Annotated in this window: 21 protein-coding genes; 11 read left to right on the top strand and 10 right to left on the bottom strand. The window is 60.4% G+C overall.

Features of this window, described 5'->3' with window-relative positions; genetic code table 11:
- Positions 1-8 precede the first annotated feature (8 nt).
- The 3 genes from NCR39_RS18355 to NCR39_RS18345 all read left to right on the top strand — a co-directional run bounded on the left by NCR39_RS18355 (position 9) and on the right by NCR39_RS18345 (position 4,833).
- Complete coding sequence (locus NCR39_RS18355) at positions 9-1,952, top strand: branched-chain amino acid ABC transporter ATP-binding protein/permease (RefSeq protein WP_250453674.1); 1,944 nt, start codon at positions 9-11, stop codon at positions 1,950-1,952.
- Between the two features lie 50 nt (positions 1,953-2,002).
- Complete coding sequence (locus NCR39_RS18350; protein WP_250453484.1) at positions 2,003-2,737, top strand: ABC transporter ATP-binding protein; 735 nt, start codon at positions 2,003-2,005, stop codon at positions 2,735-2,737.
- A 74-nt stretch (positions 2,738-2,811) separates the two neighbouring features.
- The gene (locus NCR39_RS18345; protein WP_284507248.1) at positions 2,812-4,833 is read left to right on the top strand and encodes an acyl CoA:acetate/3-ketoacid CoA transferase; all 2,022 of its coding nucleotides are present in this window, start codon (positions 2,812-2,814) and stop codon (positions 4,831-4,833) included.
- 9 nt (positions 4,834-4,842) lie between these two features.
- Here NCR39_RS18345 and NCR39_RS18340 read toward each other — a convergent pair whose 3' ends face one another.
- Positions 4,843-6,354, bottom strand: coding sequence for an amino acid permease (locus tag NCR39_RS18340; RefSeq protein ID WP_250453672.1), 1,512 nt, complete (start codon positions 6,352-6,354; stop codon positions 4,843-4,845).
- A 298-nt stretch (positions 6,355-6,652) separates the two neighbouring features.
- Here NCR39_RS18340 and NCR39_RS18335 point away from each other — a divergent pair, with 298 nt between their 5' ends.
- Complete coding sequence (locus NCR39_RS18335; protein ID WP_035963697.1) at positions 6,653-7,309, top strand: peroxiredoxin; 657 nt, start codon at positions 6,653-6,655, stop codon at positions 7,307-7,309.
- Positions 7,310-7,365: 56 nt separating this feature from the next.
- Here NCR39_RS18335 and NCR39_RS18330 read toward each other — a convergent pair whose 3' ends face one another.
- Entirely contained in the window at positions 7,366-7,839 is a 474-nt protein-coding gene (locus NCR39_RS18330; RefSeq protein WP_250453483.1) for a ferritin-like domain-containing protein, read from the bottom strand.
- Between the two features lie 95 nt (positions 7,840-7,934).
- Complete coding sequence (locus NCR39_RS18325) at positions 7,935-8,645, bottom strand: FadR/GntR family transcriptional regulator (RefSeq protein WP_250453482.1); 711 nt, start codon at positions 8,643-8,645, stop codon at positions 7,935-7,937.
- 415 nt (positions 8,646-9,060) lie between these two features.
- On the opposite strand from NCR39_RS18325, the gene NCR39_RS18320 reads away from it, so the two are divergent.
- The 4 genes from NCR39_RS18320 to NCR39_RS18305 all read left to right on the top strand — a co-directional run bounded on the left by NCR39_RS18320 (position 9,061) and on the right by NCR39_RS18305 (position 13,700).
- On the top strand, positions 9,061-9,972 hold the full coding sequence (locus NCR39_RS18320) for a ketopantoate reductase family protein (protein ID WP_250453481.1): 912 nt from the start codon (positions 9,061-9,063) through the stop codon (positions 9,970-9,972).
- Between the two features lie 79 nt (positions 9,973-10,051).
- A complete protein-coding gene (locus NCR39_RS18315) occupies positions 10,052-10,381 on the top strand; it encodes a DUF4148 domain-containing protein (RefSeq protein ID WP_250453480.1) in 330 nt (109 codons plus the stop codon).
- Positions 10,382-11,239: 858 nt separating this feature from the next.
- A complete protein-coding gene (locus NCR39_RS18310) occupies positions 11,240-11,497 on the top strand; it encodes a hypothetical protein (RefSeq protein ID WP_250453479.1) in 258 nt (85 codons plus the stop codon).
- Positions 11,498-11,888: 391 nt separating this feature from the next.
- A complete protein-coding gene (locus NCR39_RS18305) occupies positions 11,889-13,700 on the top strand; it encodes an alpha/beta fold hydrolase (RefSeq protein ID WP_250453478.1) in 1,812 nt (603 codons plus the stop codon).
- Positions 13,701-13,851: 151 nt separating this feature from the next.
- Here NCR39_RS18305 and NCR39_RS18300 read toward each other — a convergent pair whose 3' ends face one another.
- The 3 genes from NCR39_RS18300 to NCR39_RS18290 form a co-directional block, all read right to left on the bottom strand.
- Positions 13,852-15,696: a glycoside hydrolase family 15 protein gene (locus NCR39_RS18300; RefSeq protein WP_250453477.1), complete on the bottom strand. Its 1,845-nt coding sequence runs from the start codon at positions 15,694-15,696 to the stop codon at positions 13,852-13,854.
- Positions 15,697-15,771: 75 nt separating this feature from the next.
- Positions 15,772-15,999 (bottom strand): hypothetical protein, encoded by a 228-nt coding sequence (locus NCR39_RS18295; protein ID WP_250453476.1) that lies wholly within the window; start codon positions 15,997-15,999, stop codon positions 15,772-15,774.
- A 114-nt stretch (positions 16,000-16,113) separates the two neighbouring features.
- Entirely contained in the window at positions 16,114-16,932 is an 819-nt protein-coding gene (locus NCR39_RS18290) for a TerC family protein (protein ID WP_250453671.1), read from the bottom strand.
- 132 nt (positions 16,933-17,064) lie between these two features.
- Here NCR39_RS18290 and NCR39_RS18285 point away from each other — a divergent pair, with 132 nt between their 5' ends.
- Both NCR39_RS18285 and NCR39_RS18280 read left to right on the top strand, forming a co-directional pair.
- The gene (locus NCR39_RS18285; RefSeq protein ID WP_250453475.1) at positions 17,065-17,946 is read left to right on the top strand and encodes a LysR family transcriptional regulator; all 882 of its coding nucleotides are present in this window, start codon (positions 17,065-17,067) and stop codon (positions 17,944-17,946) included.
- Between the two features lie 94 nt (positions 17,947-18,040).
- Positions 18,041-18,397 (top strand): HPF/RaiA family ribosome-associated protein, encoded by a 357-nt coding sequence (locus tag NCR39_RS18280; RefSeq protein WP_250453474.1) that lies wholly within the window; start codon positions 18,041-18,043, stop codon positions 18,395-18,397.
- Positions 18,398-18,400: 3 nt separating this feature from the next.
- On the opposite strand, the gene NCR39_RS18275 is transcribed toward NCR39_RS18280, so the two are convergent.
- The 4 genes from NCR39_RS18275 to NCR39_RS18260 all read right to left on the bottom strand — a co-directional run bounded on the left by NCR39_RS18275 (position 18,401) and on the right by NCR39_RS18260 (position 22,096).
- On the bottom strand, positions 18,401-18,718 hold the full coding sequence (locus NCR39_RS18275; protein WP_250453473.1) for a four-helix bundle copper-binding protein: 318 nt from the start codon (positions 18,716-18,718) through the stop codon (positions 18,401-18,403).
- Positions 18,719-18,735: 17 nt separating this feature from the next.
- The gene (locus tag NCR39_RS18270) at positions 18,736-18,921 is read right to left on the bottom strand and encodes a hypothetical protein (protein ID WP_250453472.1); all 186 of its coding nucleotides are present in this window, start codon (positions 18,919-18,921) and stop codon (positions 18,736-18,738) included.
- 312 nt (positions 18,922-19,233) lie between these two features.
- Positions 19,234-20,448, bottom strand: a complete 1,215-nt coding sequence (locus NCR39_RS18265) for a glycosyltransferase family protein (RefSeq protein ID WP_250453471.1) — start codon at positions 20,446-20,448, stop codon at positions 19,234-19,236.
- 241 nt (positions 20,449-20,689) lie between these two features.
- The gene (locus tag NCR39_RS18260; RefSeq protein ID WP_250453470.1) at positions 20,690-22,096 is read right to left on the bottom strand and encodes an MFS transporter; all 1,407 of its coding nucleotides are present in this window, start codon (positions 22,094-22,096) and stop codon (positions 20,690-20,692) included.
- Positions 22,097-22,276: 180 nt separating this feature from the next.
- On the opposite strand from NCR39_RS18260, the gene NCR39_RS18255 reads away from it, so the two are divergent.
- The gene (locus tag NCR39_RS18255; protein ID WP_250453469.1) at positions 22,277-23,878 is read left to right on the top strand and encodes an FAD-dependent monooxygenase; all 1,602 of its coding nucleotides are present in this window, start codon (positions 22,277-22,279) and stop codon (positions 23,876-23,878) included.
- The last annotated feature ends 11 nt before the right edge of the window (positions 23,879-23,889 follow it).

The following is a 23,889-nucleotide window of genomic DNA, read 5'->3' as shown; positions in this document are numbered from 1 at the left end:
CAGCCATGATGAAAGCAAAGAACTGGATTGCGGCCCTCATCGGCCTTGCGGCGCTCGCGATTTTCCCGGTCCTGTCGGGTAATCCGTATTACATCCATCTCGTCGAAACCATCATGATTTACGCGATCCTGCTGTTCGGGCTCGATATCGTGGTGGGCTACACGGGGCAGGTGTCGCTCGGACACGCGGGCTTGTTCGGCGTGGGCGCATATACAGCGGGCGTGCTGTTCGCCAAGCTCGGCATGCCTTTCTATGTGACTGCGCCGCTCGCCATCGCGGTGACGGCCGCATTCGGCGCGATACTCGCGTTGCCTGCGCTGCGCGTGTCCGGCCCTTATCTGGCGATGGTCACGCTCGCGTTCGGCACCATCATCCAGATCCTGATCAACGAGATGGATTTTCTGACGAACGGCCCAATGGGACTCAAGATTCCCAAGCCGATGTTCGCCGGTCACAGGCTCGATGAAGTGCAGTATTACTGGCTCGTGGCGGCGCTGCTGGTTGCCTCGCTCATCGTCGTGCATCGCGTGTTGAAGTCGCATCTCGGGCGCGCATTCGAAGCCTTGCGCGATAGTCCCATTGCGTCGGACTGCATGGGCGTGTCGGTTTATCGCTACAAGGTTTATGCGTTCGTCATCAGTGCGGGCTTTGCCGGACTCGCGGGCTGCCTCTATTCTTACTCCGAGCAATACATCTCGCCCAACACCTATAACTTCGAACTCACTATTCTCTTTTTGCTTGCGATCATCATGGGCGGTCGCAAGACGCGCACAGGCGCGATCATCGGTTCGACGGTGATCGTGATGTTGCCCAAGCTGCTCGACGATATCGCCAACTTCAGAGTCGTCGCGACGGCGCTTGCGGTGCTCGTCGTTGCGGGAGCAGCGCTCGCACTCGCGCGCAAGACGACGACACCGCAACGCGTCGCCATACCGGTCATCGGCACGGCGGGCCTCGCTGCATTCTCATTCTGGATCGACGCGCTCACCGACTGGCGCTTGACCATTTTCGGCTTGATGATTCTGCTCGTCGTGTATTACTTGCAGGACGGCATAGTCGGTTTCGTGCGCAAGACGCTGCATATGGGCCGCGTGCGTGTGACGAAGGTCGACACCGAAGCCCTTGCAAGCGATACGCGTGAAGGCGATGCAGTCGCCGCCGTGGTAACCGAAGGCGCCGACGCCATTCTCGATGTGAGAGGCGTGCTGATGCAATTCAGCGGCCTCAAGGCGCTCAACGATGTCAGCCTGACGGTCAAGCGCGGCACGATTCATGGCCTGATCGGTCCGAACGGATCGGGCAAGAGCACGATGATGAATGTCCTGACGGGCATCTATGTGCCTACCGCGGGCGTGATCGAATATCAGGGGCAGGCGATCGCGGGTCGCACGTCGTCGAGAATTGCGCTGTCGGGCATCGCGCGCACTTTTCAGAACGTGCAGCTCTTCGGCGAAATGACGGCACTCGAAAACGTACTCGTCGGTTTGCACCATACGTTTCGCTCGAACTTCGCGGATGTCGGCGTCATGAGCGGGCGTTATCGGCGTGAAGAACATGCGGCGCGGGAACGTGCGTTCAACATGCTGCGCTTCGTGGGACTCGAACATGTCGCGGGCGAGGAGGCGCGCAATCTTCCCTACGGCAAGCAGCGTCTGCTGGAAATCGCACGGGCGCTCGCGCTCGATCCGCAATTGCTTCTGCTCGATGAACCCGCTGCCGGACTCACTGCGCCCGATATTCGCGAACTCGTCGCCATCATTCGAAAGGTGCGCCATCACGGCATTACCGTGGTGCTGATCGAGCATCATATGGACGTGGTCATGAGCGTGTGCGATACCGTGTCCGTGCTGGACTTCGGGCAGAAGATCGCCGAAGGCAAGCCTGCGGAGATTCAGGCTAACGAGAAAGTCATTGAAGCCTACCTCGGCGGACAAGCTGCGCAAACGGCTTGAAGCAATTCCTTTGAGTGATAGCGCGGGGCCATGCAAACGAAGGACCATCGATGCTGACGATAAAAAACCTCCACGCGGGTTACGGCAAAGTAAAAGTGCTTCACGGCATATCGCTTGACGTGCCCAAGGCAAAAGTCGTCACGCTGATCGGCTCGAACGGGGCCGGCAAGACGACGACCATGCGCGCGATATCCGGCATGATCAAGCCGACCGACGGCGAGATCACGATGGGCGTCGGCAATGCGGCAAAGCGGATCGACGCGATGGACTCGCACAAGATCGCGCGCCTGGGCCTCGCGCATTCGCCGGAAGGAAGACGCGTGTTCGCGACGATGTCCGTCACGGACAACTTACTGCTCGGCGCGTTTCCACGCCTGACATGGGCGCGTCCGAAGGGCGACGTCGCCGCCGATCTCGAACGCGCGATCGAAATTTTTCCGCGCCTGAAGGAACGCCGGCATCAACTCGCCGGCACGCTTTCGGGCGGCGAACAGCAAATGCTTGCAATGGCACGCGCAATCATGCTGAATCCGGATCTCGTCCTGCTCGATGAACCCTCGATGGGTCTCGCACCCATTCTCGTCGAAGAAGTATTTCGCATCATCGAGCGTTTAAAGCAGGACGGCGTCACGATGCTGCTCGTCGAACAATTCGCCGCTGCCGCGCTGAATGTCGCGGATTATGGATATGTACTGGAGAATGGCCGCGTCGCAACGCATGGCCCGGCGGAGCAACTGCGCAACGATCCTTCTGTCAAAGCGGCCTATCTGGGCGCGAGTCATTGATGGCGATTTGGTGATACCGTGATGCGAAACATCGAGATGATCGTTAGCACGGGCATCGAATAAAGGGAGACGCCATGACCGCCAGCAGCGCCACGCCTCGCCATCCGTTTCCGTCGTCAGCGCGTCTCGTGGAGCGCGGCAAGATCGTGTCCGCCCGCGAGGCAGTGAGATTGATTCGCCCAGGCGACACCATTGCGACGAGCGGCTTCGTGGGCGTCGGCTTCGCGGAAGAAGTCGCGATTGCGCTCGAAGCGCGGTATCTCGACGAGAAAGAGCAAGGCGCCGCCGACGCTCAGGAGCCGCTTGCGAATCTCACGATCGTTTATGCGGCTGGCCAGGGCGACGGTCGCACGAAAGGCCTCAACCATTTCGCGCATGAAGGCCTGATCAAGCGCGTCATCGGCGGACATTGGGGCCTCGTGCCGGGCTTGCAAAGAATGGCGATCGAGAACCGCATCGAGGCTTATAACCTGCCGCAAGGCGTGATTTCGCAACTCTTTCGCGATATAGCCGCGCATCGGCCCGGGCAACTCTCCAGCGTAGGTTTGGGCACGTTCGTCGATCCACGCAACGGCGGCGGCAAACTCAATGCGCGCACGACCGAAGACATCGTGCGGCTCATGCAGATAGACGGCGCGGATTACCTGTACTACAAGGCATTTCCAATCGATGTCGCTATCGTGAGAGGCACGACTGCGGATCTCAATGGCAATATCACGATGGAAAAGGAAGCGCTCACGCTCGAAGCGCTTTCCATCGCGATGGCCGCGCGCAATTCGGGCGGCATCGTCATCGCGCAAGTGGAGCGGCTCGCGGAATCCAACACACTCCATTCGCGGCAAGTGAAAATCCCTGGCGTGATGGTGGATTGCGTCGTCGTCGCGCGGCCTGAAAATCACTGGCAGACTTTCGGCGAGCAATATAGTGCCGCCTTTTCCAGTGAATTGCGCGTGGCCGCGAGTTCCGTGCCGCCCATGCCGCTCAATGAACGCAAGATCATCGCGCGCCGCGCCGCATTCGAGTTGATGGCCAATAGCGTCGTGAATCTCGGCATCGGCATGCCGGAAGGCATCGCGAGTGTCGCGAATGAAGAGCAGGTCATCGATCTGTTCACCATGACGACAGAACCCGGCGTGATCGGCGGCATTCCCGCTGGCGGACTCAATTTCGGCGCGGCCACGAATACGCAAGCCATCATCGACCAGCCGTATCAATTCGACTTCTACGACGGCGGCGGTCTGGACATCGCATTTCTGGGGCTTGCGCAAGCGGATCGCGAAGGCAATCTCAATGTCAGCAAGTTCGGTCCAAAACTCGCGGGCGCGGGTGGCTTCATCAACATCAGTCAGGCGGCGAAGAAGGTCGTGTTCGTCGGCACGTTCAACGCGGGCAAGCTGGACATTGCCATCGACGGCGGCAAGCTCGACATTCGCCGAGATGGCGATTGCCGCAAGTTCGTCGATGCCGTGGAGCATCGCACATTCAGCGGCCGCTATGCCGTCGAGCGCGGGCAGACCGTGCTTTACGTGACGGAGCGCTGCGTGTTCGAACTGACGAATGAAGGGTTGGTATTGACGGAGGTCGCGCCGGGCATCGATGTCGAGCGGGATATCGTTGCCCAGATGGGTTTCCGGCCCGTGATCAAGTCGCCGCCGCGACTGATGGATGAGCGCATTTTCCGCGACACGCCGATGGGCCTGCGCAACGCACTACTCGGGCTCGACTTGTCTGAACGATTTAGCTACGACGCAGAGAAGCATCTTTTCTTTATCAATTTCGAGGGGCACGAAGTTGCCACGTTGCACGACGTGGAAGCCATTCGTCGTGAAGTGGAAAAGCAACTGGCGAATGTTGAAGCCAAGCCGCATGCCATTGTGAATTACGACAATTTTTCGATCCGCCCCGAAATGCTCGATGCCTATTCGGAAATGGTCACGAAGCTCGTCGGCGATTTCTATGATGGCGTGACGCGCTATACGACGAGCAGCTTCCTGCGCATGAAACTGGGCGACGCACTCAAGCAGCGCGGCGTCGCGCCCTATATCTATGAAAGCGCGCAAGAAGCGCGCGAACATGGCACGCGACGCCCTAGCTAGGTCAACAAGTCAGTTCCTCGCCGTGTGCGCCGGCGGCGTCTCGCTGGCGTTACGCAATCGGCTATTGCGTATGCCATAGCCGAAGTAAATGACGATGCCAATGGCCATCCAGATGACGAGGCGTATCCACGTATCGGCGGGCAGTCCCGTCATCAGGAATACGGATGAAATCGCGCCGAGCGGGGCCACGATGAATACCGCGGGCGTCTTGAACGCGCGCTTCAATTCAGGCTGAGTGATGCGCAACACGAGTACGCCAATGCACACGACAGCAAACGCGAAGAGCGTGCCGATGCTGACGAGCTCGCCGACCAGACCGATCGGCAGCAAGCCGGCGAGAACCATCACGATGAGTCCCGTCACGATCGTGGTGATATAGGGCGTATGAAAACGCGGGTGAATCTTCGAAGCAAAAGGCGGAAGCAATCCGTCTTTTGCCATCGAATAGAAAATGCGCGGCTGACTCAGCAGCAGCACGAGAATGACCGAGGTCAAGCCGAAGATCGCACCCAGTTTCACGATAGGCGAGAGCCAGCGCATGCCGATTGCATCGACACCTACGGCGATAGGATCGGCCACATTGAGCTTGTCGTACGAAACGATACCCGTGAGTACATACGACACGAGCACATAGAGAATCGTGCAAATGGTGAGTGAGCCGAGCAGTCCGATCGGCATGTCGCGCCTCGGGTTGCGCGTTTCCTGCGCGACGCACGACACCGAATCGAAACCGATATACGCGAAGAACACGACTGCCGCACCGCGCAAGACACCGCTCATGCCATAGACACCTGCCTCGCCTGTATTGGGCGGAAGGAATGCGCCTGTCGGATTCGTCGCGGTGACCCAATGGCTCGTATCGACATAAGTGATGCCTGCCGCAATGAACGCGAGCACGATCAGCACCTTGATCACGACGATGAAACTATTGACGCGCGCCGATTCGCGAATGCCGATGACAAGCAGAATAGTGATGAGCCCGACGATCACCATGGCCGGTACGTTGAGAATCGCGCCGGCATGACTCCAGCCTTTGCCTGGGTCGTAAGCGAAGGGCGCTTGAGAGAGTTGCGCGGGGATATCGATATGCAGCGAATGCAGAAAGCTTACGACGTAGCCCGACCAGCCGATGGCGACCGTCGTCGCACCGACCGCATATTCGAGTATCAGGTCCCAGCCGATGAGCCACGCGATGAGTTCGCCCATGGTGGCGTACGCATAGGTATAGGCGCTGCCGGAAACCGGCACCGTCGACGCCATTTCCGCGTAACACAGCCCAGCCAGTGCGCAAACGATTGCTCCAAGCACGAACGAAATGACGATGGCAGGGCCCGCGTTCGCAGCGGCCGCATGCCCCGTCAGCACGAAAATCCCCGCGCCGATGATGCAGCCGATGCCGAGCAGCACGACATCGAACGCAGACAATGTGCGTTTCAATGCATGGCCGCCGTGCGTTTCCTGAAGCATCTCATCCGTTTCTCCGGCCTCGGTTTGCAACGCGGCCACGGTCTTCTTTCGCATGACGGTCACGATCGCCTCCTTTGCGATGGCAGCTCGGCTGTCCAAGATCATCGCTCATTCGTGATAGCAGATTTTCCCGGGGAATACGAGTGACGAACGAAACGTCTGCCTGGAACGTGCGCTCGATTTAGCACTTTCCATGCCTTAAACCATACTCGCGACGCGGGGAAATGGCCAGGCCGGACCGCCCGCATGTGCGGCGCACTATAATCGGTTTGTCAGTTGCGCTCATAGCCGGAAGCGTTTCGCATTGGCATACGAAACGCTCACCGACCAATTTCTAACGTGGAGATCAAATATGTCCATCCGTATTGGTGATGAAGCCCCCGATTTCACCGCAGAAACCACCCAGGGCCAGATTCGTTTTCATGAGTGGATTGGCGACCAGTGGGCCATTCTGTTCTCGCATCCCAAGGACTTCACGCCCGTCTGCACCACGGAACTCGGCTATATGGCGAAGCTCAAGCCCGAGTTCGACAAGCGCAATACCAAGGTCATCGGGCTGTCCATCGACCCGGTCGATAACCATTCGAAATGGGCGAAGGACATCGAGGAAACGCAGGGCGCGGCCGTGAACTATCCGATGATCGGCGACGCGGACCTGAACGTGGCGAAGCTCTACGACATGATCCATCCCAACGCGAGCGGCGGTGGCCCGCGTACGGCGGTGGACAACGCGACCATTCGCGCCGTGTTCATCATTGGACCGGACAAGAAGATCAAGGCCACGTTCACTTATCCGATGAGCGCGGGCCGCAACTTCGACGAAGTCCTGCGCTTGCTCGACGCGCTGCAACTGAACGCGAAGCATACGGTTGCGACGCCCGTGAACTGGAAGCCGGGCGAGGACGTGATCATCCCGACGTCCGTCTCCGACGAAGACGCCAAGAAGAAATACCCGGAAGGCTTCAAGACGCTCAAGCCTTATTTGCGCACCGTCGCCCAGCCGAAGTAAGTTCTTTGCCGTCGTCAAAACGCGCTGGCCGTTTCGTACGGGCAGCGCGTTTTTTCTTAGCTGTGCCCTGATCGTCTTTCCGGCGAAGTATCGACTTCACCGGGACGGCGCAGCATTTTATCCACTTCGCCCGCATGCAATTCTTCGGTCTGAATCATCTGCCGCGCGTATTCTTCTAGCGCGACGGACCGATCCTCGACAAGGCCCAGCAACTGGCGATACAAGTCGAGCGCGACATTTTCCGCTTGCAGTGATTCGCGCAGAATGGTCGCGATATCGAACGTGTGATTGTCGAGCAGCGGACCGATTGCAAGCGACGGATAGGCGCCGAGCGTCGTGATCCATTCGCCTGCCTGATGCGCATGCGTCAGCGATTCGTCGGCCTGCGCGCGCAGCCACGACACGATCGGAATGCGGCCGAAGCCGAACACCAGAAACGAATAGTGCGTATAGCGCACGACGCCAGCGAGTTCCGATTCGAGAATCCGGTTCAGTACGCCGACCACTTCTTCCTTGTCGAGTTCTGCCATCGTTGCCTCCGGTCATTGCATTGCGAAGCGCTTCACGGCCACTCAAGGCACTCGACCATTGTAGTCACGGATTGCAATCGGCGTACGCGGGGATATCAGACCGGTTCTTCCACCCACATCGACGCAGTGCGGCCAAGCACTTGCGACATCGCGAGGCGAGCGCCGTTGCCGTCGGCCGTATCGATTGCACGCACGACACGGCCATAATCGCTCAGTTGCGATTCGGTCACGCGCGCGAGCGCATGCGGCTGCATGCGCACCGACGCTTTCAACGCCCTTATGCCCACGCGAACGACGCTTCCCATCTGGCGCAAGACTTCGTCGCCGCTGGCATCGACGATAGCGGTAAGCAAAGCTTCTTCCGTCGACGACTGCAAGTCCTCCGAAGGCGATGCATGCACGAGCCGCTGGAAAGCTGCATTGATGGCGATACGCTGATGCCGGTTGGCGCGCGTCGCGGCAAGCGCGGCGGCGGGTGGATCGACGAGCGAGCGGAAGTGAATCAGCCGGCGCATGCAGTCGGTGTCGGGCAGGGCGCGCAACCGCCACTCCGCGACTTCCGAATCGATGATGAGCCATTCGCCTGCAGGACGGATGCGCGTGCCTGTCTTGGGCCGGACATCGAGCATGCGCCGTGAGATGAGAACGCTTAACGCTTCTCGCATGATGGTCCGGGAAACACCATGCTTCTTTGAAAGGATCACTTGTGGCGGCAGGACATTGTCTTTGTATTCTCCGTTGACGATGCTCGCGACAAGCTGATTGACGACTCGCTTGACGAGCGATGCTTCATATCCATGGTTCATTTTTTGTTCTCGTGAAAACGCCCACGCTTCGGCCATGCGGTGCCCCTTGGCGGGCCGCTGCCGCTTTTTTGTTCTTCCTGATGTTGACGCCTCGGTGCGTCGTGAGTTGGTCTCCCTGTGCCGCGATCGTTATTCCAATACTCATTGCCGATACGGAACGAGCACGCAGCACAATCCCCATAGCGGTCGGCCGTTGTTGGGCACGTACCCGTCGATCCGCTGGAGCAAAGCGTAGCGTCCCACGCCACGGTTTAACAATATGGTTCATAACGAATTCGACTGACTATCGTGCGTCGGCACACAAAGCAAAGAGCGCGGCGCGGCACGCAAGCGTTTGCCGCTCACGAGGCATCGCAGTCAGTGCATTGCGGCGTTATGTTATTTTCTCGTCCGTGAATGCAACGAGGAAACCGATATGAAGATCGCCGTAATGGGTGCGGGTGCAGTGGGTTGCTATTACGGCGGCATGCTTGCACGCGCGGGTCATGATGTCGTGCTCATCGCGCGGCCACAGCATGTCGAAGCCATTCAACGCGATGGCCTCAGGCTCGATACAAAGACCTTCGACGAACACGTACGTCTTGGCGCAAGCACCGAAGCAAGCGCGGCAAAAGACGCGGACGTCGTGCTGTTTTGCGTGAAGTCGACGGACACGGACAGCGCCGCGCTCGCGCTCGAACCGTATCTGAATGAACGCACGCTTGTCTTGTCGCTGCAGAACGGCGTCGAGAATGCGGAGCGCTTGCGCGAACTGCTGCCGCAGCAAGTGGCGGCAGCCGTGGTCTATGTCGCGGCTGAAATGGCAGGGCCGGGGCATATCAGGCATCACGGCAGAGGCGAGCTGGTGATCGAACCGTCGAGCATGAGTGAAGAGGTGGCTCGCACGCTGGTGGCTGCGTCGGTGCCGACGGAGATATCCGATAACGTGCGCGGTGCGCTATGGGCCAAGCTCGTGCTCAATTGCGCCTACAACGCGCTATCGGCGATCACACAGACACCCTACGGACGTCTGGTCCAGGGCGAGGGCGTGACGCGTGCAATGCGCGATGTGGTCGATGAATGCCTGGCCGTTGCGAAAGCTGATGGCGTGACCATTCCCGGCGACGTCGATGCGGCGGTGCGCGGTATCGCCGAGACGATGCCCAATCAATATTCATCGACGGCGCAAGACATGGCGCGCGGCAAGCACAGCGAGATCGATCATTTGAACGGCTTGATCGTGCGGCGCGGGGAGGCGTTGGGCATACCGACGCCTGCTAATCGCATGCTTCATGTGCTCGTCAAACTTTTGGAGAACCAGGCCGGGAAGGGCGCAGAGAAGCGCTGAATGCCGGGCACGGACGATGCTGAAATTCCGTGGCAAGCGCATAAATACTTTGCGCTGCCCTACAAACCGGAGGTTCGACATGAAATCGTTCGTCAAAGCTGTGGCCGCCGCTGCCGTCCTGGCAGCGCCGGTATTTTCGTTCGCTCAAACCGACTCGTCTGTCACCCGCTCGCAAGTGCAGCAGGACTTGCGGCAGGTGGAAGCCGCTGGCTATAACCCCGGCCAATCGGATCGCACGACTTACCCCAACGACATCCAGGCTGCGGAAAGCCGCGCATCGCGGCAGAACGGCGCGATGCCGAATCAGAACAACGAGTATGGTGGCGTGAATAGCGGCACGTCGGCGGCGGGCATGCGGGCGCTACGGCCCATGAACGATGGCAGCAAGCCCGTTTATTTCGGCCATTGAGTTCGCTGACTCTTTGGTGCATGAAGCGTGATGTCCTGAGGGACGTCACGCACCCAAAAAAAAGCCCGGCTTGGAGCCGGGCTCAAATGGGATGGTCATCGCCTGCGCTTCATGCGCCGTTGCGTGCGCCGAAAGCGTTGCCCGGTACAACCATCCGCGTGGACGCGTCACGGAACCATCATGCTTGCCGCAACCGCATGATCCTTTTTAGTCTTCGATGCTTAAACCATCCTTAAAGTGTGCGGCTCTGGGCGACGCCCGTTTCGCGCCGCAACGCCGTACAGTCGGAACGAACCGCGCGCTTAAGAAATAATTGCCGAATACAGTTCGCACTTGAGAGACTTCCCTGAGGGACAGCAAACTTTTCTTGGTTTGACGCTGCATGTTTGCTAGCATGTATTCGTAAGGACGCCGCGCAAACGATTCCGAGCTTGATAACGCCCACAGTCGCGACGTACTTGCACGCGCAACTCGCGCGGAAATCTTATCTTTTCTTTGAGTCTTTGGACGCGTGACGAGAAAGGTGCGCGGCGATACTACGCGTCCGCCGCATTCTCCGTCGAGCCTTCTCATCGGCGCAACGCGCGCGGTGACGGTCGGCATGTCACTTTGATTTCGGCAGTTGAAAGTCTTTAAGCACGGGCCGTCGTTCGCGCGTCGAATGACGTCAAGGGAGCTTTGCGCGTGTAACCCGGGGATCTTACGGGAGGAAACGTGGAAACCGAATTGAGCCAACGGCTTGCAAAGGCATTGCGACGCTGCGCATCTCATCGGCAATTGCTGACGTATCAGCGTTTTCATTCACTATGTGACAAGGGCGTGCCACTCGTTCAGCGATATGCCGCGCTCGAGTCTGCCGTGCAGACATTAGGCGATCTGCGCGATATCGATTATGGCGTGCTTCTCGCGCTCGATAGCGGCTTGCCCGGCACGGAATTCTTTCAGCGTTATCTGCGCTATCGCCATAACGAATACGTCATGTCGATGGGCGATCCCAAATACCAGCGACAGACGCTTGCTCGCAAGAAGGCGCTCGTGGCGCGTGAACGCGCGCGCGTCTACGCGCATGCACGCGGCACGGAAGAGAGCCGCGCGAAGACGGTCATGGCCGCGTAGTAAGTTTGCTCAAAGGCCTCGGCGTAATCGCCGGGGTCTGTTTCTTCAGTTGTTTTCTCACTCATTTCAATTTCGCTTCTCTCCACGTTCGTCACCGCACATACGCGCAAAGAAGCGTACGCGATATGAATATTTCCCAAATGGCATAGTAAATACGGACGCTGCCTGGACCGCCAATTAATAGCCTAATTGAGCAGAAATGTGGGAATACGACTTTGCGGATCGCTTTCGATTCCTATAATTGCACGGACTAGCCTGCTCGCCGCTTTCAATTCATAGCGGATTCGGCATTGCGAATGGCCTTCACTCATTCGCTATCGCACGGGAAGCCAGGCAGACGGGAGCGGGGAACTCCCTTACTTTGTGCGCCGCCAGAGAGAGGACATAAAAAATGAAACCGGTGGTATTCGGAAGCCGCTTCGGATGGCTTCATGCAGGCGCGAGCAACCGAGGCGTCGTGCTCTGCAACACGTACGGTCACGAGTATGTTTGGACCTATAGCGGCATGCGCGTCCTCTCGGAAGCGCTCGCTGCACGCGGTATCTGGGTACTGCGTTTCGACTATCGCGGGACCGGGGACTCCTGGGGCGAAGACGCCGCGCCCGGTCAATACGAGTCTTCGATTGAAGATGTCGGGGCGGCCGTCGACTTTCTCAAGGCTCAAACGGGCGTCGAACATGTGACGCTGTGCGGGTTTCGCGTCGGCACGGCGTTCGCGGTGCAAGCGGCGCTGCGTCGTCCTGTCGATGATCTCGTGCTGCTTGCGCCTGTCGTCAGTGGACGCACCTATATGCGCGAACTGAGCGTGACGCGCAAGACATGGCTCGATCAACTCGCCGCACCGTTGCGCGAAATTCAGCCGCAAGACGGACCGCTCAATATCCTTGGGCAAGTGTATGGCGAGGATATGAAGCGCGACCTCGAATCGATCGATCTTGCGGCGAGCGTCAAGCGTGCGGGCGTTGCACCTGCGCGCCGTGCATTGCTGATGCACGCACGCGTCGGTTCAAAAGATCCGTTGCGTGATGCGCTCGTCGATGCCGGCGTGGATGCGCAGTCGCAGCCCTTCGAGGACATGACCGGTTTCATTCAGGAAACCGCTTTCACGGTCATGCCGAATGCGGCATTCGCCAAGGTCGTCGACTGGATTGCAGGCGATCAGCCTCGACAGGCCGTCAAAACATTTTCCCCGTGGCCTGAAGAAGATCTGCGCATCGAGACGCCGGAAGCTATCGAGCGTCCGGTTTGCATCGGCGAGGAAAGCCTTTTCGGCATCGTGTGCGAGCCGCGCTTCGCAGCGTCGCGTGGCCCGGTGTTTCTTCTTGCGAATACGTCGTCCAGTTCGCGAGTGGGCGACAGCAGACTTTCCGTGCGCATTGCAAGAGACCTTGCGCGGCGCGGCATCGCTTCATTGCGCGTCGATGCACGCGGTCGTGGCGATAGTCCCGCTGTGCCGGGCGCCACGGAATTGGACACGCCATACAGCCGCATCTATAACCCGATTGCGACGCAGGACACGGCCGCCGCTGCGCGATGGCTCTCGCGTCAGGGCTATAAGTCGATTCTCTCATTCGGCATTTGTTCGGGCGGATATCACGCGCTAAAGGCCGCGGTGATGGAAACGGCCATCACCGGTGTGATCGCGGTGAATATCCCCACGTTCAAGCAGCCGGAAGACAAGACGGCGCAAGCAATGCGCGAATCGACGCGCAATTCCATGGCCGGCTATGCAGCATCGATGTTCGAACTCGACAAATGGAGAGCCATTTTTCGCGGCGACAAGAATCTGCTGCGCGTGCTCGGCTTTATCGGAAGCTACGTGACGACGCGCGCGCGATCGCGTATTGCCGATGCGTTGCGGCTGGACGGCTTGAGTCAGATTTCGCCGGAGCAGGCCACGACGCCTCAGGCCATTGCTCGCGCGCTCGATGCGAAAGGCGTGAAAGCCGTGCTCGTGTATGGAAGCTATGACGCTGGTCTCGATGTGCTCGCTGCGCATTGCGGCAAGCTCGGCGCGCGCCTCGCGCGTTATAAGAGCGTGCGTGTGACGACGTTTCCCGATGTCGATCATTCGCTGTTCAATCCGGTGAGTTCCGCGCAAGTTATTGCGTTGTGCGAGAGCGTGACTAAAGAAGGCACGGCGCCGGTGCAGCAGCCGACGATCACCGTGCATGCGCCGGGTGTGCCTTTCAGGAAGGCTTGAACAACCTCGGTTGGGACTCGTCGTCTTTTGCGCTTGGGCGCGGTTGATGGCGAGTCCCGTAGAAGTCGGTGTTTGAAGCGGCTAATAAAATGTTGCTAATTTATGTTATGTCAAGTGACCCGAGCGAGCCAATCAAAATGGCCCCGCGCGATCAAGTCCAAGCCACATGCGTCCGATCCAAATCCCGATCCAGCTGATACGCCGCGCTGATGAGCGCCAGATGCGTGAGCGCTTGAGGAAAGTTGCCCATCGCTTCGCCACTGGTCGAGACTTCCTCGGAGAACAGCCCGACGTGATTCGCATAGGCCAGCATCTTCTCGAAGACGAGCCGCCCTTCATCGACACGCCCCGCGCGCGCCAGCGCTTCCGCATACCAGAACGAACACGCGCTAAAGCCGCCTTCCAGTCCGGGCAAACCGTCGAGCGTATCGCCGCGCGTATAGCGAAAAATCAGCGGATCCACGCGCAATTCGCGGCCAATGGCATCGAGCGTGCCGGTCCAGCGCGGATCTTTCGGACCGATGAAGCGAACGAGCGGCATCATCAATGCGGAAGCATCCAGTGTCGATGAACCCGGTGTCTGCACGAACGACTGCAGATCCTCGTTCCAGAACTGCTCGTGAATGTCGCGATGAATCTCGTCTCGCGTCTTGAACCATGTCGCCAGCGGCGCAGGCAACGAACGCTTCTGCGCAAGCCGCAGCGCGCGATCGACCGTGACCCAGCACATCAGCCGCGAATGCAGCAACGGCCGCGTACCGTTGCGGAATTCCCAGATGCCATGATCGGCTTCATGCCAATGTTCGACGACATAATCGACAGTGCGCGTCACATGCCGCCAGCCCTGATAAGAAATGGCCGCACCGTACTTGTTGTAGAGATAAACCGAATCGAGCAGCGCGCCGTACACATCGAGTTGCGTCTGGTCACGCGCGCCATTGCCGATAAACACTTGCCCCGGCACCGAAGTCGCAAGACTCGATAGCTCCGCTTCTTCCATCGCCTGCTCGCCATCCACGGCATACATCACGCTAAGCGATCCATCTGAACTGCAATCGCGATTGCGCTCGGCAATCCATCGCATGAAGCGCTCTGCTTCGCCGGTATAGCCGAGCCGCAGCAACGCATAGACGGAGAACGCGGCGTCGCGTATCCATGTGAAGCGATAATCCCAGCGGCGCGATCCGTCCTGCGCTTCGGGCAAGCCGAACGTCGGCGCGGCGACGATTGCGCCGTACTCATCGGAGCTGAGTAATTTCAATGTCAGCGCCGATCGCAATACGACTTCGCGATACCGTCCACGATATGTCGAACGCGACGACCACTCCTTCCAGAAGCCGATCGTCTCGCTCAGCATGCCATCAAACTTTTCTTTCGAATCGAGCTTGGGCATTTCATCGACGGCGCCAAGCGCGAAGCATGCCGAATCACCTTCGTTCATCTCAAGCACCGCGCGTGCGCCATCGTCTTCGATAGATAGCGGCACGCTCGCACGCAATTGCATTGGCGGGAAGTTATCGGCGGGCCGGAATTCGACGCCCTTTTCCACGGCATGCGCCGTATGTTTCGCGCGTGCGTAGTTGAAGCGCGGATCGCATTGCACGTCGAGCGTCATGCGCCCATATATCAGCCGGACGATACGCATCACGCAGTTCGGCACGTCATCGACGCGCGCCTTGGACGACGGCACCGGCATCAGGTCGAGCAGTTCGCACACGCCCTCGCCCGTCATGAAACGCGTGAGCAGGACGTTCGTCTCCGGCAGATACATCTGCTTGACGTTCGCATCGCGCTCGCGCGGGGCGATGGAAAACCTACCGCCGTTCTCCTTATCGAGCAGCGAAGCAAAAAGCGTGGGCGAATCGATGCGCGGATAGCACATGAAGTCGATTGCGCCGCGTATCGATACGAGCGCGGCCGTCTTCATGTTGCCGATCACGCCGCGCGCATCGACGGGTAACTCGGCGTGTGCAATGTGCTGGGACGGGTGGCCCATCGTGACGTGCTCCGGCTTGACTTTGGCAAGCCTTGAAGCAAGTCATATTCCTGTTTCTCGCGTGTCTTTTGTAAGTCAGCGCGCTGCGGTTTGTGCGCGTGGGCCGGATGCCGAGTCAGTTGTTGCGGCACTGAATGCGGTATCGCTTGCAGAGAGATCTTGCGTGGCAATGGCATGGCCGGACGCCGACGAGTCTTCCGCATGGTGCGATGACTTGCCGAAGCTCGCGATATAAAGCGTCACGGCAACGGCGACACCGACCAGCACCGCCACCACTGCCGCCCCTGACGATTTGCGTCTCATGCTTGCTCCTTTCTTGCGAATCGGTGGCCCAAGCGTGGGAATCTAACAGCTATTCACTCCATCGTCAGTGTGCGGCTGCGCATTCGAACGTGGGCTGAAGAATTCTTTGGTGGTTCAAGCGGATAACGTGCCGGTCCCGGGCTTGTCCACAGGCTTGTTCACCGAAAATGTGGATATCTCGCCTTTAGCCATAAGCCCTTCCCGCTTCCTTCGCCCGTTGCGCGCCAGCAAATTCAATCCCTCGACAAAACCTGCAAATCCCATCGCGGCGTAGACATATCCCTTGGGCACGTGCGTGCCGAAGCCTTCCGCGATCAACGTCATCGCGATCACCAGCAAGAAGCTGAGCGCAAGCGTGACGACGGTCGGGTTACGTTCGATGAAGCGCGACAGCGGTTGCGCGGCGAACAGCATCGTGGCCACCGCGAAGATCACCGCGATGAACATGATCGGCAAATGCTCGGTCATGCCGACAGCGGTGATGATGCTGTCGACCGAGAACACGAGATCCAGCAGCAGAATCTGGCCGATGGCGGCCCCAGCCGTGATCGTCCCCACTTTCGACACGACGCCCTCACCTTGTGAATCCTTTCGCACGTGATGGTGCATTTCTATGGTCGCCTTCCACACGAGGAACAGCCCGCCCGCCAGCAGGATGAGATCGCGCCAGGAGAAAGCGTGATCGAACACGGAAAACACGGGTTGTGTCAAACGCGCGATCCACGCAACGGTGCCGAGCAATGCAAGCCGCATGACGAGTGCGAGCATGATGCCAAGACGCTGCACGCGCGCGCGTCGGTGCTCCGGCAACTTGTTCGTGAGAATGGAGATGAACACGAGATTGTCGATGCCCAGCACCACTTCCATCGCGATGAGCGTGACGAGTGCGGCCCAGACGGCGGGATCGGCGGCGAGGGAAAGAAGATAGTCCATGAGCAGTTCGACGATGTGCGGTAAGCCATGATCATCGCCCACGCGGAGACGCCGAAAAAATCAGCGATAATCGAATGGAAAGTTCGGTTTTTACGAACCACCGAGAATCGCCATTCGAAGGAGAGTTCAACGATGCTCAACTATCGCCATTTGCATTACTTCTGGGTCGTCGTGAAAGAAGGCGGCTTTGCTCGCGCGGCGGAACGGCTCGACATGGCGGTGCAAACCATCAGCGCACAAGTGCGGGAACTGGAAAAATCGCTCGGGCACCAGTTGCTCAAGCCCGCCGGTCGCGGCGTGACGATGACCGAAGCAGGCCAGGCAGCATTCGCGCGCGCCGAAGAGATCTTCCAGATCGGCCAACTCATTCACGACGAAGTGCGAGAAGCCGCGAGCGGCACGCTTGCGCGTTTCGCGGTCGGCCTTTCCGATGGCATTTCCAAGCTCGCCGCCCAGGCACTGCTATCGCCCGTGCTCGGCGATCCCTCGCTGCGTCTCCTATGTCACGAAGGCGAAACCGACGAACTGCTCGGCGAACTGGCGCTGCATCGCCTCGATCTCGTGCTCGCAAGCCAGCCCGCACCGCATAACCAGAACATGCGGCTCACGAGCGAACGGTTGATCGCATCGCCGGTGGACTGGTATGGCCCCGCGTCGATCGTGCGCAAGAGCGCCATCGATCACTTCCCCGACAGCCTCGCTTCGCTGCCGATTCTTCTTCCAACCGGTCATTCATCGTTGCGCGCGCGACTCGATCGGTGGCTCGAAACCCAGCGCATCACGCCGCGCGTCGTCGGCGAATTCGAGGACAGTGCGCTCATGGCGGTGTTCGGCGCGCGCGGGCTCGGCGTGTTTCCGCTCGCGGAATTCGGCGCGGGCGATGTGCCGCTGCTGCGCGGTCTTCGCTGGCTCGGACGCTCGCCCGAAGTGAAGGAGGAAGTGCATGCCATCGTGTCGCGACGCGGGCGGCATCATCCGCTGACGCAGCGCGTGCTCGCCAGTGCAGGCGTGTAACTGCGGTTTTTACGAAGTGCTGCTTCGAACGATGCTGCTTTTTCCGATGCCGCCATCTCCGTACGCTGGACTCATCTTCAACACGGAGGCATCCATGAAACTCTTGTTCAAGTCGCGCGACCCCGAAGGCATTTCGATGCACGAGCTTGCCAGGGCACGCACCGAATTCGTGTTTCGCCGGCTCGCGTGGCTCATTTCGAAGGCTACGGTTAGTCTCTCGGACATCAACGGCCCGCGCGGCGGCGTCGACAAGCGATGCCAGGTGGAATTGCAAGTGACTCGCGAGCAGAAGGTCGTCGCGACATCGATTGCACGCGACTGGCGAGGCGCGATCGATCTTGCCCTCGCTCGCGCGGTCCGCACGCTCGTGCGCAAACGTCAGAACGCGAGACCGGTCAGGCGCGTGCGCGCTCGCAGTCTCGCGTGGAAAGGATCGCCCGATGCGGCATGAGGTCTACATCGCGCGGCACAGTTCGGCGCAGCGGCGGCACGCGTCGCTGCACGCCTGACAGTGATCGGCGGGATGCCGGCTGCATTCGTCGGCGCATGCATCGCAGATTCGCGCGCACAGGTCGCAGAAATCGCGCATGAATTGCGTGTCGCGTGCGAGCGACTCGGACGTGAAGCGGCACAGTGCCGCGCAGTCCAGGTCCAGGCGAATGCACTTCTCCATCTCCGGAAGATGGCCCTCCGCGATGCACGCGGACGCGCAGTTGTGACACGCGGCGGCGCAGCGATCCAAAGCGGCGATGCAATCGATGTAGTCACTCATCGGGGTGGCTCCGTACGTTAGCGGCGCGTGGAATCGGGCGGGATCGGGTTCTTGTCCTGCGACGAAGGCAGCGCGTTTTCGCTCGCTTCGTGGTTTTGCTTTTCTTCTGCGTCGAGGTTTTGCTGGCGCGTGTCGCTGGATGGGGTCGCACCGCTTGGCGGTTCATCCATATCGTCGGATGTCGTACGCGGTATCTGCGTCATCGTGACCTCCTTCTTTCTCTCTGGTTATCCACTCCTTCTTTGCAGCAAGCGGCGGTCCTGTCGTGGGAGTTTCTTATCGCGTCGGTCTATTTGGGTGCCCCTCCCCGGGGCGGGGGTCACTTTCTTTGCTGCTGCAAAGAAAGTAACCAAAGAAAGCAGCTTCTCGGGCCCAAAGCATTGAATGTCTGCTCACTTCGTAGAACCACGTTGGCACTCAGCTTGAATCAGCCTTGAATCACCCTCCGCGCCCACTGAACACCACCCCATGCGAGCCCCCTGGCTCGACAACACCAACGCTTGCAACGCGCGTCGCTAACCTCGTTGCTGTTCTATCCACTCGAAGCCGCCTTCAGGCACCGCGTTCATCGACATGAACAACATCCGTAATTCCGTACTCAGGCCGTGGAAGTGACACATGAATGTGGCCGGGGTCGCGAAGTACCACGGCGTGTTCAATGCGTTGAAGCTTATAAGTTCGGGCGAGTCCGGGGCGGGGCACAGGCCATGTGAAATCATCTGCTCCATGAAATAAAACTGGTCACCCTGACTCGAAAACGTGTACTTCACATCCTCCGTTTCCAGCACGCGCGCTAGCACGCTTCGAATCACATTCGTATTCGCTTCCGTGTTGGCAAAACCCATTACACCGCTGTTGAAGCGCCAGCCGCATATGTCCGCCGTCAACACGCGGTCGCGGCCTTCCATGAACTGCTCCAGTTTCACCGCAGGGTTCATCACCAGAATATCGGCATCCACCCAGAACACCCACTCGTGATTCGGCAAATGCCTGTCCAATAGAAACGGCTTCGACCAGTTGCCGCACGCCTCACGCGGAAAATCCACCGGCACATCACGGTACTGATACAACGTGTAGCCGTGGCGCTCGCAATATGCGCGCATGCTCGCCTCTCCAAATCGCGCATAGCCCGCAATGTTCGGCGTGTAAAGCATGACCAACGCAATCGGCCTGCCCGGTTGATACGCCGTCAGCGGCTCCGTGCACGCAGGCTCGGGCGGCGCAATGTCGAAAACAGTCCTCTCTTGCGACGCGTGGCACTCGTTGAGATGACGCGCGAACACGGCGCGCCAGCGCGGTCCGTACTTGCTATACAGGCGCGGCGTGAATACCAGCGATACCGCAATGACCGGCGCGCCACGAAGATCAGGATGCTGCCCCGACCACATCGATGCAATCGGAATGACGCCGTTGACGAACTCCACATCCGATACCACCGGAAACGCTTCAAGCAACGCTTCCTCGGTCACGAACTCGCCATATCGATAAAACTCGCGGCATCTCGCGGCCATGCCTCGTGCTATGCGGCGGTTCTCATCATTATTTCGGATAACGAACATATCCGTGTTGATGCCGAAGAAACCCTTCGTCACGAGGCTGTCGCGTCCGGCCATGATTTGCTCGAAATCCTCGAACCGCACGAAAAGCGCATTCTCGGTCGCGAATATCAATAGCTCGCCCTCGGCAGCTTGCGCCAGGCGATCGCTGATCATCTGATATTTGAAGAGCACGCCGAGTTCGAGCGAATCGGCGCTGCTCGATATCGGCTCGTCTCGATGACGCGCGCGCGTGTGGCGGCAGAATGCGGCGTGGTTGTCGCGCGAATACGTCGCGCGGCGGTCGGAAAAACAGCTAATGAGTGTGACCATGTCGGATCAGCAAGCGAACGTGCAAGGGCGCCTAGCTTATCCGTCACCGTCGAACGACTTGCAAATTATTGCGTCAGGCGCCACTCGAACGCGCTCGCGCGCGTCAACGCGTCTTGACGACCCGCACCACGCCCGCCGCCACGCCCAGCGCCGCCGATACCGCCCCGCCCACCAGCGCAACCCGCGCACCGCCCTGCCCGAACACGCCGAACGCGACCGCCGCCAGCGCCGCGCCGAGCGAAAGGCCGATCATGCGCGCCATCGTCATGAGTCCGCCTGCCGCGCCGCTGCGCTCATGCGGCGCCGACGTCAGCATGATGCGGTTATTCGGCGTCTGGAAAAGGCCGAAGCCGATGCCGCACACCGCGACGCGCCAAGCAATATCCGCGTTCGAAGGCGACGCCGGCAAGCCGATCAGAAGGCATAGCCCGATGGTCATGATCGCGAGGCCCAGGCCGCCGATCAGTCCCGGCGCGTGACGGTCGGACAGGCGGCCCGCGAGCGGCGCCACGAACACGATCACGAGCGGCCACGGCGTCACGAGCAAGCCGGTCGTCGTCGCGCTGCGGGCGAACTGATGCTGAAGCATGAACGGCAACGCGAGATACGCAAGCGTCTGCGCGACATACGAACAAACCGACGTCACCGAAGACAGCGAAAGAATCGGAATGCGCAACAGATCGAGCGGCACGAGGGGCGCCGCGCGTCCGCGTTGATGCCGGATCAGCGCGAATCCGGCCACACATGCGAGCGCGATCTCGACAATCGGCAGCGCATGCAATTGCGCCCCGCCGCTTGCCGCGCCTTCGCCCGCGCCGAGCCCGCCGACGCCGAGAATGAACAGCGCAATCGTGATGCCGCTCAACGCCGCGCCGGCGAAGTCGAAGCGACGCGTCGCGGCGGGCGTGCCGGCCGGCAGCATCGCGCCGGCGAGAAAGAGGCCGAAGACGCCGAGCGGCACGTTCACGGCAAAGAGCCATCGCCAACTCGCGACGGAAAGAATGCCCGCCGCGACCGTCGGCCCGAGCGCCGCCGAAAGCGCGACCGTCAGCCCGAGCAGCGCAATGCCGCGCCCGACGAGCTTCGGCGGATAAACCTGCCGCAAGAGCGCCGGAACGATGGTCGACATGCACGCCCCGCCCACGCCCTGCAACGCGCGCGCGGCGACGAGGAGCGGCAGCGTCGGCGCGACCGCGCAGACCACGGACGCCAGCGTGAACAGTACGACGCCCCACAGAAACACGCGCTTGAAGCCAAGCATCTCGCCGAGCGCGGCGAGCGGCAGCACGGACACCGCGACCGCCAGCTGATACGCGGTCACGACCCAGACCGTATCGGCGGCGCTGCGCGACAAGTTGTGCGCGATGGTCGGCAACGCGACGTTCGCGATCGACGAATCCAGATTGCCGAGAAAAGTGCCGAGCAGAACCGAAACCACCGCCCAGTAGTTGACGCGCTCTATCGTCTGACTTGCCGGTTGTTTCGTCTGTTGTGGTGTGTCGTTCTTCATGTTGCGTTCTTTGATTTCTGGCGATGGCGTCGGCCAAGGCGCGCATGATAACGGACGCGCGCGCACGCCCGCACATCGCGCACTGCGCCATTCGTCTGAACGGAGAAAGCGCCCACGCGCGCGCCCGCCACGACTATGCTTTGCAGGACGACGGCCTTCCCATTCGACAGGAGCCCGCACATGCCCGAAACGACCGAAGTGTTGATTGCAGGCGCGGGCCCGGTCGGCCTGATGCTTGCCGCCGAACTGCATCGCGATGGCGTGGATGTGCGCATCATCGATGCCCACGCGCATCGCGTGTTCTTCGTGAAGGCGCTCGGCGTGACGGCGCGCACGCTGGAGCTGTTCGAGGATATCGGCATCGTGCAGGAGGCGATCGAGTCGGGCATCTGGCTCACGGGCGTCGATGCCTACAAGGACGGCGCGCTCGTTTCCAGCACGCCCGTGCCGCGCGAAAACATGCCTTATGGCGCGCTGTCGCTGCCGCAATACGAGACCGAGCGCATTCTCGAACGTGCGCTCGTGCGACATGGCGGATACGTCGAATACGGCACGACGCTCGTCGAGTTCAAGGAAGATTCCGGCGGCGTGCTATGTACGCTCGAGACCGCGCAAGGCGAGACACGCGAGCTTCGTTGCCGATGGCTCGTCGGTTGCGACGGCGCGCGCAGCGCCGTGCGCCAGCATCTCAACGCGCCGTTCGAAGGCGATCAATATCCGCAGACCTTCATGCTCGCCGATCTCGATGTCGAGTGGGACCTGCCGCGCGGTCCGATGATGCGCATCAATCACTCCGCAGGCAGCGACGGCCGCGGCCCCGCGACGCTCGCCGCGGTGCCGGTGAAAGGATCGCCGCGACGCTATCGCCTCTCGATGGTCCTGCCGCCCGACGACGCCGCCCGCCTCGCCTCCGTCACCGCGCCTCCTTTCGCCGACGTCGAGCGCATCATGCTGCCGATCCTCCCGCAAGGCACGCGTCTCTCGACGATGCGCTGGGCGTCGGTGTATCGCGTGAGTCATCGGATCGCGCAGCATTACGCGCGCGGACGTGTCTTTCTTGCCGGCGATGCCGCGCACATTCATCCGCCCGTCGGCGGGCAAGGCATGAACACCGGCTTGCAGGACGCGCACAACCTCGCGTGGAAGCTGTCGCTCGCGGCGCGCGGGCTCGCGCATGAGTCGCTGCTCGCGAGCTATGAGGCCGAGCGCCGTCCAGTGGGCCTCGATGTGGTCGAATCGACGAGCCGCGCGCTCAACACCGTGCTCGCCCACGGCGAAGTGAAGCCGGCCATGCGCGAAACGCAATTGCTGGTGGCCTATCGCGACAGTCCGATCGTCGCGGAGGAATGCGGCGACATCGGGCCCGAACTGCCCGCACCGGGCGATCGCGTGCCGGAAATCGGCGGTCTGACGGAGGACTTCATCGGCCATCGGCAGCGGCTGGCGGCGCATATCGGTGGCGGAAGGCATGCGCTCGTCGGCTATTTCGCAGGCGATTTCGACGACGCCCCATTCGCCGATGCCGTCGATGCGTGGCGCGGCGCGCTGGGCGCGGCGTCGAATGCGCTGCGGATCGTCGCACCGGGAGCGGCGGCCGGCGCGAGCGAACGCTATCGCACGCTGATCGATTCCGCTGGCGAATTCGCCGCGGCGTTCGGTGCGCGAAGCGGCATGATCTGGGCCGTGCGACCCGATGGACATATCGGTTTCAGAAGCGGCGCGTGTTCGACTGCGGCGCTGATCGCGTGGCTCGATGCGTCGCTGGGCCGCGCGCGCGGCTGACGACCGGCCGG

Origin of the sequence: Caballeronia sp. ATUFL_M2_KS44 (genome assembly GCF_023630965.1) — a bacterium.
GTDB classification, from domain to species: Bacteria; Pseudomonadota; Gammaproteobacteria; order Burkholderiales; family Burkholderiaceae; genus Caballeronia; species Caballeronia concitans.
Note: the sequence above shows the minus strand (reverse complement) of the source record. Positions and strands in the feature narration are given on the sequence as shown.

Coding starts and splice junctions, on each gene's coding strand:
- NCR39_RS18355 (WP_250453674.1), top strand. CDS start 9: ATGAAAGCAAAGAACTGGATTGCGGCCCTCATCGGCCTTGCGGCGCTC.
- NCR39_RS18350 (WP_250453484.1), top strand. CDS start 2,003: ATGCTGACGATAAAAAACCTCCACGCGGGTTACGGCAAAGTAAAAGTG.
- NCR39_RS18345 (WP_284507248.1), top strand. CDS start 2,812: ATGACCGCCAGCAGCGCCACGCCTCGCCATCCGTTTCCGTCGTCAGCG.
- NCR39_RS18340 (WP_250453672.1), bottom strand. CDS start 6,354: ATGCGAAAGAAGACCGTGGCCGCGTTGCAAACCGAGGCCGGAGAAACG.
- NCR39_RS18335 (WP_035963697.1), top strand. CDS start 6,653: ATGTCCATCCGTATTGGTGATGAAGCCCCCGATTTCACCGCAGAAACC.
- NCR39_RS18330 (WP_250453483.1), bottom strand. CDS start 7,839: ATGGCAGAACTCGACAAGGAAGAAGTGGTCGGCGTACTGAACCGGATT.
- NCR39_RS18325 (WP_250453482.1), bottom strand. CDS start 8,645: ATGAACCATGGATATGAAGCATCGCTCGTCAAGCGAGTCGTCAATCAG.
- NCR39_RS18320 (WP_250453481.1), top strand. CDS start 9,061: ATGAAGATCGCCGTAATGGGTGCGGGTGCAGTGGGTTGCTATTACGGC.
- NCR39_RS18315 (WP_250453480.1), top strand. CDS start 10,052: ATGAAATCGTTCGTCAAAGCTGTGGCCGCCGCTGCCGTCCTGGCAGCG.
- NCR39_RS18305 (WP_250453478.1), top strand. CDS start 11,889: ATGAAACCGGTGGTATTCGGAAGCCGCTTCGGATGGCTTCATGCAGGC.
- NCR39_RS18300 (WP_250453477.1), bottom strand. CDS start 15,696: ATGGGCCACCCGTCCCAGCACATTGCACACGCCGAGTTACCCGTCGAT.
- NCR39_RS18295 (WP_250453476.1), bottom strand. CDS start 15,999: ATGAGACGCAAATCGTCAGGGGCGGCAGTGGTGGCGGTGCTGGTCGGT.
- NCR39_RS18290 (WP_250453671.1), bottom strand. CDS start 16,932: ATGGACTATCTTCTTTCCCTCGCCGCCGATCCCGCCGTCTGGGCCGCA.
- NCR39_RS18285 (WP_250453475.1), top strand. CDS start 17,065: ATGCTCAACTATCGCCATTTGCATTACTTCTGGGTCGTCGTGAAAGAA.
- NCR39_RS18280 (WP_250453474.1), top strand. CDS start 18,041: ATGAAACTCTTGTTCAAGTCGCGCGACCCCGAAGGCATTTCGATGCAC.
- NCR39_RS18275 (WP_250453473.1), bottom strand. CDS start 18,718: ATGAGTGACTACATCGATTGCATCGCCGCTTTGGATCGCTGCGCCGCC.
- NCR39_RS18270 (WP_250453472.1), bottom strand. CDS start 18,921: ATGACGCAGATACCGCGTACGACATCCGACGATATGGATGAACCGCCA.
- NCR39_RS18260 (WP_250453470.1), bottom strand. CDS start 22,096: ATGAAGAACGACACACCACAACAGACGAAACAACCGGCAAGTCAGACG.
- NCR39_RS18255 (WP_250453469.1), top strand. CDS start 22,277: ATGCCCGAAACGACCGAAGTGTTGATTGCAGGCGCGGGCCCGGTCGGC.